General features: G+C 71.4%; 17 protein-coding genes. 13 read left to right on the top strand and 4 right to left on the bottom strand.

Features of this window, described 5'->3' with window-relative positions; all coding sequences use genetic code 11:
• Window positions 1-59 precede the first annotated feature (59 nt).
• Window positions 60-1304 (bottom strand): glutamyl-tRNA reductase, encoded by a 1245-nt coding sequence (locus BLU77_RS10280; RefSeq protein WP_245708756.1) that lies wholly within the window; start codon window positions 1302-1304, stop codon window positions 60-62.
• Window positions 1305-1568: 264 nt separating this feature from the next.
• Here BLU77_RS10280 and BLU77_RS10275 point away from each other — a divergent pair, with 264 nt between their 5' ends.
• Together BLU77_RS10275 and BLU77_RS10270 are read left to right on the top strand one after the other, a co-directional pair.
• Window positions 1569-2045, top strand: coding sequence for an MOSC domain-containing protein (locus tag BLU77_RS10275; RefSeq protein WP_089772837.1), 477 nt, complete (start codon window positions 1569-1571; stop codon window positions 2043-2045).
• 95 nt (window positions 2046-2140) lie between these two features.
• Window positions 2141-3247, top strand: coding sequence for a CPBP family intramembrane glutamic endopeptidase (locus BLU77_RS10270; RefSeq protein ID WP_089772836.1), 1107 nt, complete (start codon window positions 2141-2143; stop codon window positions 3245-3247).
• On the opposite strand, the gene BLU77_RS10265 is transcribed toward BLU77_RS10270, so the two are convergent.
• On the bottom strand, window positions 3237-3938 hold the full coding sequence (locus tag BLU77_RS10265; RefSeq protein WP_089772835.1) for an alpha/beta hydrolase: 702 nt from the start codon (window positions 3936-3938) through the stop codon (window positions 3237-3239). The genes BLU77_RS10270 and BLU77_RS10265 overlap by 11 nt on opposite strands.
• Window positions 3939-4364: 426 nt before the next feature.
• Here BLU77_RS10265 and BLU77_RS10260 point away from each other — a divergent pair, with 426 nt between their 5' ends.
• The 11 genes from BLU77_RS10260 (at window position 4365) to hemL (ending at window position 15316) form a co-directional block, all read left to right on the top strand.
• A complete protein-coding gene (locus BLU77_RS10260; RefSeq protein ID WP_089772834.1) occupies window positions 4365-6125 on the top strand; it encodes an HNH endonuclease in 1761 nt (586 codons plus the stop codon).
• Between the two features lie 113 nt (window positions 6126-6238).
• On the top strand, window positions 6239-6808 hold the full coding sequence (locus tag BLU77_RS10255; protein ID WP_089772833.1) for a GNAT family N-acetyltransferase: 570 nt from the start codon (window positions 6239-6241) through the stop codon (window positions 6806-6808).
• Between the two features lie 50 nt (window positions 6809-6858).
• Window positions 6859-7941 (top strand): uroporphyrinogen decarboxylase, encoded by a 1083-nt coding sequence (hemE, locus tag BLU77_RS10250; RefSeq protein WP_089772832.1) that lies wholly within the window; start codon window positions 6859-6861, stop codon window positions 7939-7941.
• Entirely contained in the window at window positions 7938-9047 is a 1110-nt protein-coding gene (locus BLU77_RS10245) for a protoporphyrinogen/coproporphyrinogen oxidase (RefSeq protein WP_175477026.1), read from the top strand. The genes hemE and BLU77_RS10245 overlap by 4 nt, the downstream gene beginning before the upstream one ends.
• Window positions 8972-9409 (top strand): hypothetical protein, encoded by a 438-nt coding sequence (locus tag BLU77_RS10240; RefSeq protein WP_089772830.1) that lies wholly within the window; start codon window positions 8972-8974, stop codon window positions 9407-9409. Before BLU77_RS10245 ends, BLU77_RS10240 begins: the two co-directional genes overlap by 76 nt.
• 45 nt (window positions 9410-9454) lie before the next feature.
• Window positions 9455-10171: a hydrogen peroxide-dependent heme synthase gene (gene hemQ / locus BLU77_RS10235; protein WP_089772829.1), complete on the top strand. Its 717-nt coding sequence runs from the start codon at window positions 9455-9457 to the stop codon at window positions 10169-10171.
• Window positions 10168-11373 (top strand): ferrochelatase, encoded by a 1206-nt coding sequence (locus BLU77_RS10230; RefSeq protein ID WP_175477025.1) that lies wholly within the window; start codon window positions 10168-10170, stop codon window positions 11371-11373. The genes hemQ and BLU77_RS10230 overlap by 4 nt, the downstream gene beginning before the upstream one ends.
• Window positions 11370-12296, top strand: coding sequence for a hydroxymethylbilane synthase (gene hemC, locus BLU77_RS10225; protein WP_089773130.1), 927 nt, complete (start codon window positions 11370-11372; stop codon window positions 12294-12296). The genes BLU77_RS10230 and hemC overlap by 4 nt, the downstream gene beginning before the upstream one ends.
• Window positions 12289-13035 (top strand): uroporphyrinogen-III synthase, encoded by a 747-nt coding sequence (locus BLU77_RS10220; RefSeq protein WP_089772828.1) that lies wholly within the window; start codon window positions 12289-12291, stop codon window positions 13033-13035. Before hemC ends, BLU77_RS10220 begins: the two co-directional genes overlap by 8 nt.
• A complete protein-coding gene (gene hemB, locus BLU77_RS10215; RefSeq protein WP_089772827.1) occupies window positions 13032-14006 on the top strand; it encodes a porphobilinogen synthase in 975 nt (324 codons plus the stop codon). Before BLU77_RS10220 ends, hemB begins: the two co-directional genes overlap by 4 nt.
• Window positions 14006-15316, top strand: a complete 1311-nt coding sequence (gene hemL / locus BLU77_RS10210; protein WP_089772826.1) for a glutamate-1-semialdehyde 2,1-aminomutase — start codon at window positions 14006-14008, stop codon at window positions 15314-15316. The genes hemB and hemL overlap by 1 nt, the downstream gene beginning before the upstream one ends.
• A 7-nt stretch (window positions 15317-15323) precedes the next feature.
• Here hemL and BLU77_RS10205 read toward each other — a convergent pair whose 3' ends face one another.
• Together BLU77_RS10205 and BLU77_RS10200 are read right to left on the bottom strand one after the other, a co-directional pair.
• The gene (locus tag BLU77_RS10205; protein WP_089772825.1) at window positions 15324-15680 is read right to left on the bottom strand and encodes an ArsR/SmtB family transcription factor; all 357 of its coding nucleotides are present in this window, start codon (window positions 15678-15680) and stop codon (window positions 15324-15326) included.
• Window positions 15677-16156 (bottom strand): SRPBCC domain-containing protein, encoded by a 480-nt coding sequence (locus tag BLU77_RS10200; protein ID WP_089772824.1) that lies wholly within the window; start codon window positions 16154-16156, stop codon window positions 15677-15679. The genes BLU77_RS10205 and BLU77_RS10200 overlap by 4 nt, the downstream gene beginning before the upstream one ends.
• Window positions 16157-16197 lie beyond the last annotated feature (41 nt).

Raw genomic sequence — 16197 nt, 5'->3', positions numbered from 1 at the left:
TGGCATCAGAACCTGATAGCCACCCTAGTGACGCGCCGTGACATGTCGATGGGCAGAACTCACCTGGCCGGCGGAACGCCCTCGATCCCTACCTCGATGCCGTACAGGGTGCGCATCGCGGCGACCACCTCGTCCAGCCGTCCACCGGCGGCCGCCTCGCGGGCGCGCGTGGTGGGTGTGTGGATGAGTACGCTCGCGAAGTGCCGCAGGGCGCGCTCGGTCTCGTCGTCCTCGTCGCCGCGGGCGCGTGCCCGCGCCAGCTCGGCCTCCAGCACCTGCTCCACATGCGTGCGATAGGCCACGATCGCTGGGGCAGCGGCGTCCTCGGCGCTGCGCTGCTCGAAGTCCTTCGCCGCCTGGTCCACCAGGTCGAACGCCTCAGCACTCGCATTCAGCTCCTGCACCGGCGCGTGCAGGCTGATGGTCTCCAGGTCCAACAGGTCCACACCGGTCACGTGGGCCACGTCCTTGTCCACGTTGGCAGGCAGGCCCAGGTCGACCACGAGCAGCGGGTGCGCCGGGTCACGTCCCGCGGCGCTCAGGTCACTCGCATCGAGGGCGACCACGTTCGTGGAGGTGATCACCAGGTCTGCCGCGGCCAAGGCGTCCGGGCGCCCGTCGGCGGAGACCGGCCGGACGCCGTCACGGACCGCGAACCGCCGCTCGCGCCCGGAGGGGGAGGCCACGTCCACGACCCCCACGCCGCGATCGCGCAGCGCCGCGAGCGTGGTGCGTGCATAGGCGCCAGTGCCGATGATCAGCACCGACGTCTCCGACCACGCCGGTAGCCGGGTCTCGGCCAGGTCGAGCGCGAGCCGTACCATGGACCGCCCGGCCGCATTGATCCGGGTGGTGTTCTTCACCCCGCGGGAGGTGGCCGACGCCATCTGGAACAGCCGCTCCAGGGAAGCGGTGGTGGTGCCCTGCTTGCGGGCGTCCGCGAGCGAACGGCGCACCTGACCGGCGATCTCGTCCTCACCGAGCACCACCGAGTCGAGCCCGCTGGCCACGGCGAACAGGTGGGCGGCCACCCGGCTGGCTTTCATCGTGCGGGTCCGGGGCCGCAGCTCAGCCGCACTCACCCCGGTATCGGTGGCGATCCGGTCCAGCGCCCGGTCCATCGCGCCCTGCACGTCCTCGTCGGAGTCGGCGGCGACGTCGAGATAGGACTCGTACCGGTTGCAGGTGGCCACGACGACGGCGCCGCGCACCCCCGGGTCGGTCAGGTGCGTGGCCGCTCCACCGTGGGCGGCGGAGAGTCGTTCGAGGAGCGAGAAGTCAGCCGTACGGTGACTGGCGCTCACGCAGACAAGCACGCCGTCCATCGTAAGCGTGGCGCCGGGCGCGGGATCGGACGGGGCGTCAGTTCCCGAGTGCTGGACGCGGGGCAGGCCCGTGATGGTGCGGTTCGGTGAGTGGCCGGTCTCGCTGGGGTGTGGCGGAGGCCACGCCTGGAGGCGTGCCGTGGGACGTCGTCGTGGAAGCTCAGCGTCACCTGCCCGGTGCGGTAATCGGCCGTCGGCGGCCGCTGCGTGCCAAGATGAAAGGACGGCGACGGCAGGAGAGCGATGAGTACGCAGGACGAGGGTGTGCCCACCGTGGTGGCCTTGGCGATCGCGCCCGGGTCGCGACTGCCCACGAAGTACGTGGACTCGGTCCAGGTCGAGGCGGGGGCAGGAATCGTGGGCGATCGGTACCACGGCACCCGGCACCGCCACGTCACGGTGCAGTCGGCCGAGGCGCTCGCTGCGGCGTCGACGGACCTGGGCACACCGATCGAACCGGCGGGAACACGGCGGAACGTGACCATCTCCCACGGTGATGTGCCCGCCCGCCCCGGCGATCGCGTCTGCATCGGAGCTGTGGAGCTCGAGGTAGTCCGCATCGCCGCACCGTGCCGGTTGCTGGACGACTGGATCGGTGACGGCGCCCGGATCGTGCTGCGCGGCCGTGCCGGCTCGGTCTTCCGGGCGCTCACTTCGGGGTCGATCAGTGTGGGTGACCCGGTCCAGCTGTTCCCCGCGGACGGCGCGGACGCCTCCTAAGATCCGCCGCAAGGAGGACGCAGATCCGCCAGGCGGGCGATGCGGGAGGCCCCGGCGGCTCCCTACGGTGGAAGGACCGAGGGAGGAGACGGATCATGGCGGAACAGGACGCTGGGACGATCCAGGGGGCGAACGGACTGCCGGCAGCGAGCCCGGCGCCCGTGGCGCCGACCGGCACTGGGCACGGGACGCCGTCGGGGGATCGGGTGGCGCAGCAGCGCGAACGCAACGCACGGTTCGCCCCGATCACCCCTGAACGGGTGCCGTGGCGGGCGGTGGCGGTGTTCGTGGTGCTCGCGATGGGGCTCGCCTGGGCCGCGTGTGCCCCCCTGTGGGCGTCCGGCCTCGGTCTCGAGCACCCGCAGTTCGCTGTGCTCGTGGCCGCGATGATGTACAGCCCCACCGTGGCCGCCCTGGTGACGGTCTTCCTCGTGGACCGGCCGCGCAGCATCCCCCGGTTGCTGGGGCTCGGCCCGATCCGGCCGCTCGGCAGGACCATCGGATTCGGTGTGGCGGGGCTGGCCGGGTTCTGCGTGCTGCCGTTCCTCGCCCTCTTCCTCGGCAGCGCGATGGGGATGGTGGACCTCGACCTAGAGAATCTCTCCGGGATCGAGGCGACCCTGGATCCCGAGATGCTCGCCCAGATGAACGCGCAGACCTTCCTGATGGTGAGCATCCTCGCGCTGCCGGTGAACACGCTGGTGTCCGCGTTCGCGACCTTCGGGGAGGAGCTCGGTTGGCGGGGTTGGCTGCTGCCGAACCTGCTGCCCCTCGGGACGTGGCCGGCGCTGCTCGCCTCCGGCCTGATCTGGGCGCTCTGGCACGCGCCGATCATCCTGCTCGGCTACAACTACGGGTACACCGATCTGCGTGGGATGGCGCTGATGATCGGGTTCTGCGTGCCGCTCGGGATCGTGTTCGGGTGGTTGCGGCTGCGCACGGCGTCGGTGTGGCCGGCGGTGCTCGCCCACGCCGCGGTGAACACGGCCACGAATGTGACGGTGCTGATGATCCATGCTGACGCGTTGGACGACGTGCGCGCGCTTGGTCTCGGCACGTTCCTGGGAGCACCTGGCTGGATCGTGATGGGCGCGTTGATCCTGGCGCTCGTCCTGGCTCGCCAGTTCCGTCACCGGGCGCAGCCGGGGGTGCCGTCGGGGCAGGAGCAGGCGGACGAGGTGGGCGCTTCCGTCAGTCGATGACGGCGTCGGCCAGCTCTGCCGGGTGGCTCACCATGCCCATGTGCCCGCCGGGCACCTGTTGGACCGGGCCGGCGAGGCTACCCACCCGTTCTGTGGCCAGGCGGGCGACGAACGTGGGCGGGAACAGGCGGTCGTCGGCGAAGGCGAGCACCGTCGTCGGGGTGCTGGGCCAGGCCGTTCCGGGCCACGGCTGAGTGAAGGCGGCCTCCGCCTGGTCGCGGTCCCAGGCCGCTGCGGCTCGGCGCTGGTCGGAGGTGAAGTCGTTGTAGAAGAGGTCGTCCATCCCGAGCGGCAGGCTGAGGCCGGCGGACGTGGCGGCTTCCTGGTGTGCGGCTTGCTGCCCGGTGGCACCCCACCAGTCGGAGCCGGACTCGCCTGGGATCGGGATCATCGGGCTGATCAGGGTGAGGTGCTGTACCGGCAGGAGTTCCGGCACCAGGCCGGCGGTGAATGCGCCGAAGGAGTGGGCCAGGAGATGGAAGGGGCGCCCCTGGGCGGTGGGGTCGCGCTGCACGGCATCCACGACGGCGTTCGCGTAGTCCTCCAGGAGTGCTTGCTCGTCCGTGCACGCCAGATCGACGGCGGTGCTCGAGCAGCCGCGAGTAGTGAGCTCAGCGCGGAGAGCATCCCAGTAGGCCTGGTCGCTTCCTGCTCCCGGGATCAGGACGATATGGGGGCTGGGGGTGGCCATGAGGGCAGGCTACGCCCGCCTGAGTGAGGGCGGCCGACCCGGAACTCGGAACGTCACCAACAGTTCGACCGGGCAGTGATCGCCGACCCGCTGGCGGGCCACATCCGGTGGGCAGTGTCCGACGTTGCAGATCGGCCCGATTGATCCGGAATTGTCGTTGTTCACAGAGGCTGGCTCGGGAAGGTCGAATGTCAGTGGTGCCTGGGAGGATCTGGGTATGTCATCGATCGCCACCGGTTCCGTGTCCTCGGTCCCGGCTGGGATGTGGGTGGCAATGGTGCGGGGAGGTGTTCCTGTGTTGCGAATTGACCGGTCCCACATCGGCATTTCAGGTGCCTCTGGCCTATGTGCCGGTCAATGCGAGAGTTTTCCACAGGTGCCGATGCTGTCCTGCGCAATGTCAGTTCCTTCTGGGAGAATAAAGCCATGACCTCGACAGCTACTGGTTCCGCGTTCTCGGCTTCGGCCGGGAATGCGGTGTTGGCTGCGATGCGGGAGAACCGGACCGCTGCCCGGGCAGTGGATATCGAGTGCGCCGAGCTGGCGGTCGCATGGGTGGGTGAGCGGGCGATCGACCCGGCCACCCTGGACACCACGGCTGGTGGACCGGTGTTCGACCCTGATGAACACGCGGGCATGCCGGTTCCGGACGAGCACGCGGGCCTGCCGGGGACGGAGCACCCGATGCGGTTGGCTGGGGATGGTGCCCCGTTGGTCTCGGACCTGGAGTTCACTCGGTTGGCGACCGCGTTGGGGCAGTCGAACGAAGCAGCCCTGGCCTATGTGGGTGTGGTGGTCGAGCTCGCCTACCGGCTACCCCAGTTGTGGTCCCGGGTACGGGCCGGGCAGGTCAGCATCCACCGGGCCCGGACAGTGACCCGGATGAGCAAGAGACTCCCGTTCGCCGGTGCCGCCTGGGTGGACGCCCAGGTGGCCTGGACGATCGGGTCCTGCACGGTGGCGCAGATTGAGCGGACCGTGAGTGCGGCGATGGTGTCGTTTGATCCTGAGCAGGCTGCCAGGGATGAGGAAGCGGCGTTGGAGGGGCGCCATTTCGATATCCGTCTCGATGAGGCAGGCACCACCGCGGCACCAGGACCGGGACTGGGTGTGGGGTCGGTGGTGCGGGTCGAGGGCGGCCTCGACCAGGCTGACGCGTTGGATCTTGAGGCTGCGGTGTCCGACCAAGCACGTGCGCTGGCGGGGTTCCTTCCCGGCACCAGTGAGGATGTGCGTCGTTCCATCGCCGTCGGTGACCTCGCCCGCGGACACACCACCCTGCCCATCCCCACCGCTGACACCAGCAGCGGTGGCGGTGGCGGTGGAAGGGCTGCTGGCGCCGCCGGCGCACGGCCGACCGCGACCGCGGGGCCCAGCGCGACCGAGACCGGCGTGAGCGGCGCGGGTCTCGACCCGATGACCGGGCCTACCTCCCCGACGGGGGCACCCGGTGGTGCGGGTGGGATGGGTCGGACCGTGATGCTCTACCTGCACCTGCCCGCTGACGCCCTCAACGACCACGCCGGAACCGGCACGGGTGAGAGCTCCGGTACCGGTGAGGGTGCGGGTAACTCTGGTGAAACGGGCCCTGTGTTCGGATCCGGGATCGTGGGCCGGTGCGAAAACACCAAATCACCGGTCTCGAAAGAACAGGTTCGTCAATGGTGTTCCACCGCCGGCCGAATCCTGGTCCGCCCGGTGATCGATCTGGCCGGGCACACCGATGCCACCACGTATGAGGCCAGCCCGAAACTCCGCGAGCAGATCATTCTTCGTGATGGACGGTGCCGGTTTCCCTATTGCCGTCGCTCCGCTCGTTCTGCCGATCAGGATCATAGTGTTCCCTACGATCAGGGCGGCCGAACCAGTTCGGTGAATATGGCCGCTTTGTGCCGACGTCACCATCGGGCGAAAACCCATGCCGGGTGGTCGTATTCGATGATCACGCCGGGCGTGTATTACTGGGCTGCACCCGATGGTGTGCATTACCTGGTCACACCCACCGGCACGTATCCCATCCCGAGCGCTGGGACACCCCGTCAACCAGGGAGCAGTCCGCCCGGTGGTCACAGGCATCCCCCACATGGTGCGGCTGAACCTCCCGGTGGTCTCGGTGATGCCGGCCGTCACGCCGGCAACTCCACGCACTCGGAGCCACCCGGCCACACCGACCCACCACCGGTCTGACCACCCCGCCCCGAACCCCGCCGACACCACCCGTCGACGGGGACCTCGGCATGTCCGGATGCCTGGCGGGATGACGCCGCGGCTCCGTAGCGGGACCGTCGTATCGTCGGTCAATGATCACGATCGAGCGCGACCAGGACGCTGACGCGACCTGCACCATCCTGGAGAGCCTTCCGGACTGGTTCGGTGACCTCGAGGCGGTCGACTCCTACGTGGCGGACGCCTCCTCAACGCAGTTCACGCATCTGGTCGCGCGTTCCACGAATGCCCGCGCCACGGCGTCGCGCACCCGCGCTGACAACCATGGATCGGACCCGGACCCGGACCCGGACCCGGACCCGGACGCGACGGGAAGGACAGTCGGCATTGCCCAGATCGAACGACACTTTCCGGAGTCCGCCGAACTGCACCTCATCGCTGTGGCACCTCAGGCACGCGGTGAGGGAGTGGGCCGCGCCCTGGTCGAGAGTGCCTGCGCTGATCTCGTGGCCGACGGGTGCTCCATGCTGACCGTCCACACCGTCGGTCCGACGTTCGAGCATGAGCCCTATGCCCAGACTCGCGCGTTCTACCGCAGGCTCGGATTCGTCCCGCTCGAGGAACACACGAACCTCGACTGGCCCGGGCCCACGGTCATCATGGTCCGCCCCCTACGCGTGCAGGTGTCAGAATCGAGCGCGTGAGTCCCTCTTCCGCCCAGCCCGGATCCCCTGTCCCGCCCGCCGAGAACCACGTGCCGGCCGCGGACCACCAGTCCCTCCCGGAGCAGCACCCGCTCAACGGCCCGACCGCCCACGCTCCGCTGATCCGTGCCTACCGTGGCCAGCGCGCCGAGACCACGCCGGTCTGGTTCATGCGACAGGCAGGCAGGTCCCTGCCCGAATACCGCTCCCTGCGCACCGGCACCCGGATGCTGGACGCCTGCCTCGACCCCGCCCTGGTCACCGAGATCACCCTGCAACCGGTCCGCCGGCACGGCGTCGACGCCGCGATCTTCTTCAGCGACATCGTCGTCCCGCTCAGACTCGCTGGCGTCGAGGTGGACATCGTCCCCGGCAAGGGACCCGTGCTCGCGAACCCCGTCCGCACCGCAGCCGACGTCGCTGCTCTGCGGGAACGGACCCTCACCGACGACGCATTCGACCCGATCATCGAGTCCGTCCGGCTCCTCACCGCCGAGCTCGGCACCACCCCGCTCATCGGGTTCGCGGGTGCACCATTCACCCTCGCCGCGTACCTCGTCGAAGGTGGACCGTCGAAGGACCAGCTCGCCGCGCGGGCCCTGATGCACGCCCAGCCCGACGTCTGGGCGGACCTGATGGACTGGCTCGCCGACCTCACCGGCAGCTTCCTCACCGCCCAGATCCGCGCCGGAGCGTCCGCAGCGCAGCTCTTCGACTCCTGGGCCGGTGGCCTCTCGCTCGCCGACTACCGCGCCTCGGTCGCCCCCTACTCCGCTCAGGCCCTCACCGCCGTCCGTGCCCTCGGTGACGTCCCCACCGTGCACTTCGGCGTCGGCACCCGGCACCTCCTCGGCGCCATGCACGAGGTGGGCGTGGACGTCGTCGGCGTGGACTGGCGCACCCCCCTCGACGAGGCCGCGGCCGTCCTGCCCGACGTCCCCCTGCAGGGCAATATCGACCCCGCGCTGCTCTCCGCCGGCTGGTCGGCCCTCACGACGCATGCAACCGGGGTGCTGGAGGCCGGCCGGGCCGCTCCGGCGCATGTGCTGAACCTCGGCCACGGCGTCCCGCCCGACACCGACCCCGAGGTGCTCACCCGACTCGTCGCGTGGGTGCACGAGCAGCAGCCGTGACTGAGCCGTCCACCGTCGACGTCGTCGTGATCGGCGGGGGAGTGGCGGGCCTGGTGGCCGCCCGGGCAGCAGCGATTGCCGGTGCCGCGGTGACGCTCCTCGAGGCAGCCGACACCCTCGGGGGACTCGTCGGCAGCCACCTCCTCGCGGGCACCACCCTCGACTCCGGGGCGGAGAGCTTCGCCACCCGCGGAGGCGCCGTGGCTGCCCTCGCCGAGGACCTCGGCCTGCCCGTCGTCACACCAACCCCGGTGCCCGCCCGCGTGCTGCACCAGGGCACGCTTCACCCGCTCCCGGCAGCCGGCGTCCTCGGGATCCCCACCGATCTCGACGCCCCCGGTCTCGCCGATGTGCTCGGCACCGACGGCCTCGCCCGCGCCCGTGAGGACCTCACGCTCGGTGTCACCGAACCCCAGGCAGGGACCAGCCTCGCCGACCTCGTCCGCACCCGGATGGGCAGCGCCGTGCTGGACACACTCGTGCGCCCGATCGTGCGAGGCGTGCACTCCGTCGAGCCCGAGGACCTCACCGCCGAGGTGCTCCTGCCGCGCATCCACGAGCGCCTCGCCACCCACGGCTCCCTCGCCGCCGCCCTGGCGGACCTGCGCGCCGCCGCCCCCGCCGGCAGCGCCGTGGCGGGCATCGACGGCGGAATGCACCGCTTGGTCACAGCCCTCACCGAAGACCTGCGCTCGCGTGGTGTCACCCTCCTGACGGCGGCCCCCGCCCAGGCCGCGCACCGCACAACAGCTGGTGGGTCCGCTAGTCGGTGGCTGGTTCGCCACGGTGGTACGGGCACCGATGGCACCGGCAATGTCCTGACCGCCCGGCACGTGGTCCTCGCCACCACCCCGCCGACTTGGCACTTCCTCGCGCCCGCGGAGGAACCTGCCACGGACGCCGACGCAGACGTCGACCTCCTCGAGTTGCAGCGACTCGCCTCCACCTGGCCCCCGCGCACGAGGTCGACCTGCTCACCCTCGTCGTCCGCACGGCTGACCTGCCATCCCATGAACGAGCCGGCACCCTCGTGGCCGAACCCGGCCAGGGCGCCAAGGCGCTCACCTACGCCAGCGCCAAGTGGGACTGGGTGGCCCGGGCCGTGAACGAGGGGAGCCCACCGGAGGAGGCGAGGGCCGTCGTCAGGCTCTCCTACGGACCAGGCATCGTGCCCACCGGGGACGCCACCGCTCAGCGTGCCCTCGCCCTCCGTGACGCCGGCGTGCTCACCGGCACGGCCCCTTGGCCCGAGGCCGCACTCGAGGCACTCGCGCACACCCGCCTGCACCCACCCGCACCGGTGCTCTCGTGGGCAACGTCACACGCCGTCGGCCCGCTGCGTGAGGCGGTCCGCCGCACCGGGACGCTCAGTGTGACCGGCGCATGGATCTGCGGATCCGGGCTCGCCTCCGTGGTCCCCGATGCCACCACTGCCGGGCAGGAGGCAGCGGCCGGGCTGGCGAGGTGACGAGGCGTCGCAATCGGCGAGAGCGTGCCGGTTTATGGTGATGGGATGAACCCTGCGAACCCCGGCCACGACGAGAGCGCAGCACCCACCGCGACCTTCGAGCAGCCGCACGCCTACACGCTGTGGGCCGTGCTCCGCCGCGACGCCGGCGCCGCGCCTGCCGCACCGACCGCCGAGTCCGTCGCTGAGCTGGAGCAGACCCTGACCGCCACGCCCGGCGTGACGGTGCGCGGTCTCTACGACGTCTCCGGTTTCAAGGCCGACTCCGACGCGATGATCTGGCTGCACGGGCCCCGCGCCGAGGACCTCCAGGCCGCCCTGCGCACGTTGCGCCGCACCGCGCTGCTGCGCCCCCTGCTGCCCACCTTCAACCTGATGGGGATCCACCGGGAGGCCGAGTTCAACGCCCGGCACGTCCCCGCGTTCCTGCGGGACAAGGAGCCACAGCAGTGGCTCACCATCTACCCGTTCGTGCGCTCCTACGAGTGGTACCTGCTGCCTGAGGAGGAGCGGCGCGCCATGCTCGCCGACCACGGACGGCGTGGGGCCGCCTTCCGCGGCGTACTCGCCAACACCGTCGCCGCCTTCTCCCTCGGTGACTACGAGTGGATCCTTGCCCTCGAGGCCGACGAGCTCACCGAGCTCGTGGACCTCATGCGAGACCTGCGCTACACCGACGCTCGGATGCACGTTCGCGAGGAGGTGCCGTTCTACACCGGACGGCGCGTGAGCGCGGCCGAGCTGGCCGAGGTGCTCTCGTGAGTGTCGGCACCGGCCAGAAGCCACCGCCCGCCACCGACGTCTTCCTCGCCCCCGGTGCACTGGTCCCCGCCGCGACCCTCGCCGCCCAGCAGGGACCGGAGCACGTGGTCGAACCGGTGGCCTACGACGCGATCCTGCTCGCCGGGTTCGGCGGCCCGGAGGGGCAGGACGACGTGATCCCGTTCCTGCGCAACGTCACCGCCGGGCGTGGCATCCCCGACGAACGCCTCGAAGAGGTGGCGCACCACTACCGGCACTACGGCGGCATCAGCCCGATCAACGAGCACAACCGGCAGCTCCAGGCGGCCCTGCAGACCGAGCTCGCCGCCCGGGGCATCGATCTGCCGGTCCACTGGGGCAACCGGAACTGGGCCCCCTACGTTCCCGACGCCCTGGCCGCCGCGCACGCCGCCGGCCACCACCGCCTCCTCGCCATCCCGACCAGCGCCTATTCCTCCTACTCCAGCTGCCGTCAGTACCGCGAAGACATCGCCGACGCGCTCGAGGCCACCGGCCTGGGCGCTGAGCTGGTGGTGGACAAGGTGCGCCAGTACTTCGACCACCCCGGGTTCGTCACCCCGTTCTGCGACGGCCTCGCCGAGGGCCTCGCGGAACTGCGTGGCCGCGGCGCCACGGCGATCGAGGTGCTGTTCACCACGCACTCCATCCCGACCGTCGACGCGGAACGCTCCGGCCCGGCCGATCGTGACTTCGGCGACGGCGGAGCGTACGCCGCGCAGCACCATGCGGTGGCCGAGGTGGTCATGGAGGCGATCGGGGAGCAGGACACCCCTTGGCAGGTCGTCTACCAGTCGCGTTCCGGGCCGCCGAGCCAACCGTGGCTGGAACCTGACATCAATGATGCGATGGCGGAGCTGCCCGGTCAGGGGCGGGACGGCGTGGTGATCGTGCCGCTCGGCTTCCTCTCCGACCACATGGAGGTGCTCTGGGACCTCGACAACGAGGCCATGGAGACCGCCGCCGAGCACGGGTTGGCCGCGGTCCGGGTCCCCACCCCCGGGGTTCACCCGGCCTTCGTGGCCGGGCTGGTGGACCTGGTCGTGGAACGGCTGCAGGGCACCCCGGTGGCGCAGCGCCCCGCGAGGACCGGCCTCGGCCCCTGGTATGACGTGTGCCGGCCCGGCTGCTGCGAGAACGTCCGTCGCGGGTTCCGGCCCGCCGCTGCTGGGCTGCAGCCATGAGGATCGGCACTCGCGCCTCCGACCTGGCCCGCACGCAGGCCGGCACCGTCGCCGACGCCCTGATCGCCGTCGGGCTCGACTGTGAGCTGGTGCCGATGACGAGCGACGGGGACAAGACCCGCGCCTCCCTGGCCAGCCTCGGCGGCACCGGAGTGTTCGCCGCCGGGCTGCGCACCGCGCTGCTCGAGGGCCGCTGCGACGCCGTGGTGCACTCGCTCAAGGACCTGCCCACCACACCGCACCCCGGCCTGACCGTGGTGGCCGCGCCGGTGCGGGAGGACCCGCGCGACGCCCTGTGCGCTCGCGACGGCCTCACCCTCACCGAACTGCCCCACGGGGCACGGATCGGCACGGGCTCCCCGCGACGGGCCGCCCAGCTGCGCACCCGGCGCCCCGACCTGGACGTGGTGGACATCCGCGGCAACGTCGGCACCCGACTGGGGTTCGTCACCGACGGTGAGCTGGACGCTGTGGTGCTCGCCGCCGCCGGGCTGCACCGCCTCGGCCTGGACCACGTGGTCACCGAGCACCTCGATCTGGCCGACTGGCCCACCGCCCCGGGACAGGGCGTGCTCGCCGTCGAGATCCGCACCGACACGCCGCCGGACTCCCCGCTGCGAGGCGCCTTGGCCACGATTCACGACGACGCAGCCTGGGCATGCGCACAGGCCGAACGGTCCGTGCTGGCCACCCTGGAGGCCGGGTGCGCGGCACCCGTCGCCGCCTACGCCGACATCCGGCAGGACGGGGGCGCAGACATCCTCGAACTGCACGCCGTCGCCTACCGTCCCGGCGGAGGGGACCAGATCGAGCACCGAGCCAGTGGCGCATGCGTCGACGGCATCGACGGCGCCATTGCCCTCGGGGCCGAGGCAGCTCGCTACCTGCTCGACGCCGGTGCGTCCGCGTGGATCCATGACTGACCTCACCGGCACAACCGTGCTCGTTCCGCGCGGCGGCGCGTGGGGGGAGCGGGTCAGCGCCCGGGTGCGCGCGCGTGGCGGCACCCCGTGGGTGGTAGCCCTGCTGGAGACCACCCCGGTGACCGGGCCGGACGTCGTCACCGCGCAGCGCCGGCTGGCTACCGGTACCTACGACTGGCTCGTCGTCACCTCTGCTGCCACCGTAGACCTGGTGCGTGGCTGGGACCTGCAGGCGAAGGTGGCGGCTGTGGGGCCGGCCACGGCGAGCACCCTGACCGAGGCGGGGATCGTCGTCGATCTGGTGCCCGACCACACCTACTCGGCCACCGGTCTGCTGCAGGTGTGGCCGGACGAGCCAGCCGGATCCTCGGTGCTGCTGCTGCGTTCGGACCTGGCCCGTGCCTCCCTCGCGGACGGCCTGCGCGAACGCGGCTGCGAGGTGACTGACGTGATCGGCTACCGCACCACCGCCGCGCCCGTCGATGACACCGACGCCGCGCGGATCCGTGCCGGGCACGCCGATGCTGCGCTCGTCACGAGCGGCTCCATGGCGCGGGCTCTCGCTGCCCTGTGCCCTGCGCCCGATACGGTGGTCGCCAGTATCGGCCCGGTCACCACCGCCGATGCCCGCGATGCGGGCCTGCCGGTGCACGCCGAGGCGAGCGAACGCACGATCGATCACCTGCTGGACGCCCTGTGTGATGCGGTGGGCCAGGCAGCACGGGAGGAACAGTCATGAGGATCCGACCCCGCCGATTGCGGCAGACCCCCGCGGTGCGCCGCCTTGTCCGCCAGACCCGGTTGCACGCTGCCGAGCTGGTGCTGCCGATGTTTGTGCACGAGGGCGATGAGCCCCGCCCGATCGCGTCGATGCCCGGGATGGTGCAACACTCCCTGGACTCCTTTCGCGGGGCGCTCGCCGAGGCTGCCGGCGCCCGCGTCGGGGGAGTGATGCTCTTCGGCGTCCCCAGCCGTCGAGACGCCACCGGAACCGGCGCCACCGACCCGGACGGCATCCTGAACCGTGCGACCGAGATCGCCGCCGCCGAGGTCGGAGACGCCCTCGTGGTGCAGACCGACCTGTGCCTCGACGAGTTCACCGACCACGGGCACTGTGGCGTGCTCGACGCCGACGGCCGGATCGACAATGACGCCACCCTGGTCCGCTACGCCGAGATGGCACTCGCCCAGGCGCGAGCCGGGTCCGCGCTGCTGGGCCTGAGCGGCATGATGGACGGGCAGGTCGCTCACGTGCGGGACGCCCTGGACGCCGAGGGATTCACCGACGTCGCCCTGCTCGGCTACGCCGCCAAGTACGCCTCCGCCTACTACGGGCCGTTCCGCGAGGCCGTGGACTCCCAGCTCAGCGGTGACCGCCGCACCTACCAGCTCGACGCCGGCAACCGGCGCGAAGGACGGCGCGAAGCGGAGCTGGACGCGGCCGAGGGGGCGGACGTGGTGATGGTCAAGCCGGCCTCCTCCTATCTGGACGTGCTCGCCGACGTCGCCCGCACCAGCGAGGTGCCGGTGTGGGCCTACCAGGTCTCCGGGGAGTACGCCATGGTCGAGGCGGCCGCCGCGCAGGGCTGGCTGGACCGGGAAGCCGTGATCGCCGAGAGCGTGCTCGCCATCCGCCGCGCCGGCGCCGACGCCGTGCTGACCTACTGGGCCACCGAGCTGGCCCAGCGCCTGACCACCGAGGAGCTGTGATGACATCCCCGTACGAACGCGCGAGCACTGCTATTCCTGGCGGCGTGAACTCCCCGGTGCGGGCGTTCGCAGGCGTCGGTGGCGACCCGGTGTTCATCGACCGGGCCGCAGGCCCGTACGTCTACGCCGGCGACCGTGAGTACGTGGACCTGGTCGGCTCGTGGGGCCCGGCGATCCTCGGGCACGCCCACCCCGAGGTGGTCCGGGCCGTGCAAGAGGCCGCCGCCCGTGGACTCTCCTTCGGCGCGCCCACGCTCGCCGAGGTGGAGCTCGCCGAGCTGGTCCGGGAACGGGTCCCGGTGGCGGAACTCGTCCGGTTGGTCTCGACCGGCACCGAGGCCACCATGACGGCGTTGCGCCTCGCCCGCGGGGTGACAGGGCGTGACCTGATCATCAAGTTCGCCGGGCACTACCACGGCCATTCCGACGGGCTGCTGGCCGACGCCGGCTCGGGCGTGGCGACGCTGTCCCTGCCCGGCTCCGCCGGAGTGCCCGCCGCGTTCGCCGCCCAGACCATCGTGCTGCCCTACAACGACCTCGACGCCGTACGCGCTGCGTTCGAGGCGCACCCGGGCCAGATCGCCGCCGTCATCACCGAGGCCGCTGCCGCGAACATGGGCGTGGTGGCACCCGAGCCCGGCTTCAACGCCGCAGTCAGTGAGCTGGCGCGTGCGAACGGTGCGCTCTTCATCGCCGACGAGGTGCTCACCGGCTTCCGCACCGGCCCGGCCGGCTGGTGGGGCGTCGAAGCCGACTGGACCCCCGACCTGCTCACCTTCGGCAAAGTGATCGGCGGCGGTATGCCGGTGGCCGCGCTCGCCGGACGGGCCGAGGTGATGCGTGCTCTCGCACCGACCGGGCCCGTGTACCAGGCAGGAACCCTCTCCGGGAACCCGGTGGCCGTCGCCGCCGGACTGGCCACCCTGCGGCTCGCCGATGACGAGGTGTACGCCCGGCTGCAGCACGTGGCTGACACCATCGCGGCCGCGGTGGAAGAGGCGCTCGCGGCCGAGGGAGTCCCCGTGGCGGTGCAGCGGGCCGGGACACTGTTCTCCTTCGCCTTCGGGTCCGCCGACGCGTGCGGGTGGACGGCGGATCGCCCGCACAGCTACGCCGAGGTGCAGGCCGCGCAGGCCTGGCGGTACCCGCCGTTCTTCCACGCCATGCTGGAGGCGGGCGTCAGCCTGCCCCCGTCGGCGTTCGAGGCATGGTTCGTCTCCGCGGCGCACGACGATGCGGCCGTGCAGCGGATCCTCGACGCCCTGCCCGCAGCGGCGAGCGCGGCGGCGGCCGCGGAGCCGCCGGCCTAGTCCCGCGTCAGGACTCCGCAACCTTCTTGATCTGGGCCAGACGGCGATCCCAGCCGCGCCCGATCGTCTCCAGCTGCTCGGCCAGCCGGGAGAGCGGGGCGCCCAGGGCGCGGTACTCCACCGCACGTCCGGTGCGTCCCGCGCCCTCGGAGGTGGCCTCCACCAGGCCGACCGCCTCCAGCACGCTCAGGTGCCGGGCGATCGCCTGGCGAGTCACCGGCAGTTCCCGGGCGAGTCCGCTGGCCGACGCCTCGCGCGTGCCGAGCGCAGCGAGGATCTGCCAGCGGGTCTCATCCGCCAGTGCCGCGCACACGGCCACCAGCTCGCCCGGGGCAGTGCCGGCAGTCTCGGACGACCGGCTCACAGCTGCGCACCTGCCGCCTGTTCCGTGGGCGTGGTGACGAACGTGGTCAGCGAGTCCAGCACCGTGTTCCAGCCGCCGGTGTTCTCCGCCATCGCCGCCCGGCGCTGCGCGGCCGGCTTGTTCAGGAAACCGGACTCGTGCACACGAAGGCGCGTTCCGCCGTCGTGCTCGGTGAGGGTGAACTGGACGGTGGTGGAGGTGGCGTCGATCTCGCCACCCAGGTCACCCCAGGTGAAGGCGAGCTGCACCGGCGGATCCACCACGTCCAGCCGCACCGGGTATGGCGTGCCCTCCCAGAAGAACGAACCCAGCGAGCCGGCGTGCCACCCGTCCGGGAGCTGGACCGGATCCCACCAGATCCCGAGCTGCTCCGCGGTGGTCAGCGCTGCCCACACTCTTTCCCGGGGTGCGTCGATGGTGATCGTCCGGGTGATGGTGCCGGCGTCCGGATCGGCCACCGCTGCGTTCTCGCTCATCCCTACCTCCTGGTGCAATCGATGCGTTGCACCCACAGTAG

Origin of the sequence: Ruania alba (assembly GCF_900105765.1) — a bacterium.
In the GTDB taxonomy this organism is placed as follows: Bacteria; Actinomycetota; Actinomycetes; order Actinomycetales; family Beutenbergiaceae; genus Ruania; species Ruania alba.
The sequence above is the reverse complement of the archived record's forward strand: the minus strand, read 5'-3'. Positions and strand labels throughout refer to the sequence as shown.

Coding starts and splice junctions, on each gene's coding strand:
- BLU77_RS10220 (WP_089772828.1), top strand. CDS start 12,289: ATGACTGACCTCACCGGCACAACCGTGCTCGTTCCGCGCGGCGGCGCG.
- BLU77_RS10270 (WP_089772836.1), top strand. CDS start 2,141: ATGGCGGAACAGGACGCTGGGACGATCCAGGGGGCGAACGGACTGCCG.
- hemC (WP_089773130.1), top strand. CDS start 11,370: ATGAGGATCGGCACTCGCGCCTCCGACCTGGCCCGCACGCAGGCCGGC.
- BLU77_RS10260 (WP_089772834.1), top strand. CDS start 4,365: ATGACCTCGACAGCTACTGGTTCCGCGTTCTCGGCTTCGGCCGGGAAT.
- BLU77_RS10255 (WP_089772833.1), top strand. CDS start 6,239: ATGATCACGATCGAGCGCGACCAGGACGCTGACGCGACCTGCACCATC.
- hemB (WP_089772827.1), top strand. CDS start 13,032: ATGAGGATCCGACCCCGCCGATTGCGGCAGACCCCCGCGGTGCGCCGC.
- BLU77_RS10200 (WP_089772824.1), bottom strand. CDS start 16,156: ATGAGCGAGAACGCAGCGGTGGCCGATCCGGACGCCGGCACCATCACC.
- hemL (WP_089772826.1), top strand. CDS start 14,006: ATGACATCCCCGTACGAACGCGCGAGCACTGCTATTCCTGGCGGCGTG.
- hemQ (WP_089772829.1), top strand. CDS start 9,455: ATGAACCCTGCGAACCCCGGCCACGACGAGAGCGCAGCACCCACCGCG.
- BLU77_RS10275 (WP_089772837.1), top strand. CDS start 1,569: ATGAGTACGCAGGACGAGGGTGTGCCCACCGTGGTGGCCTTGGCGATC.
- BLU77_RS10265 (WP_089772835.1), bottom strand. CDS start 3,938: ATGGCCACCCCCAGCCCCCATATCGTCCTGATCCCGGGAGCAGGAAGC.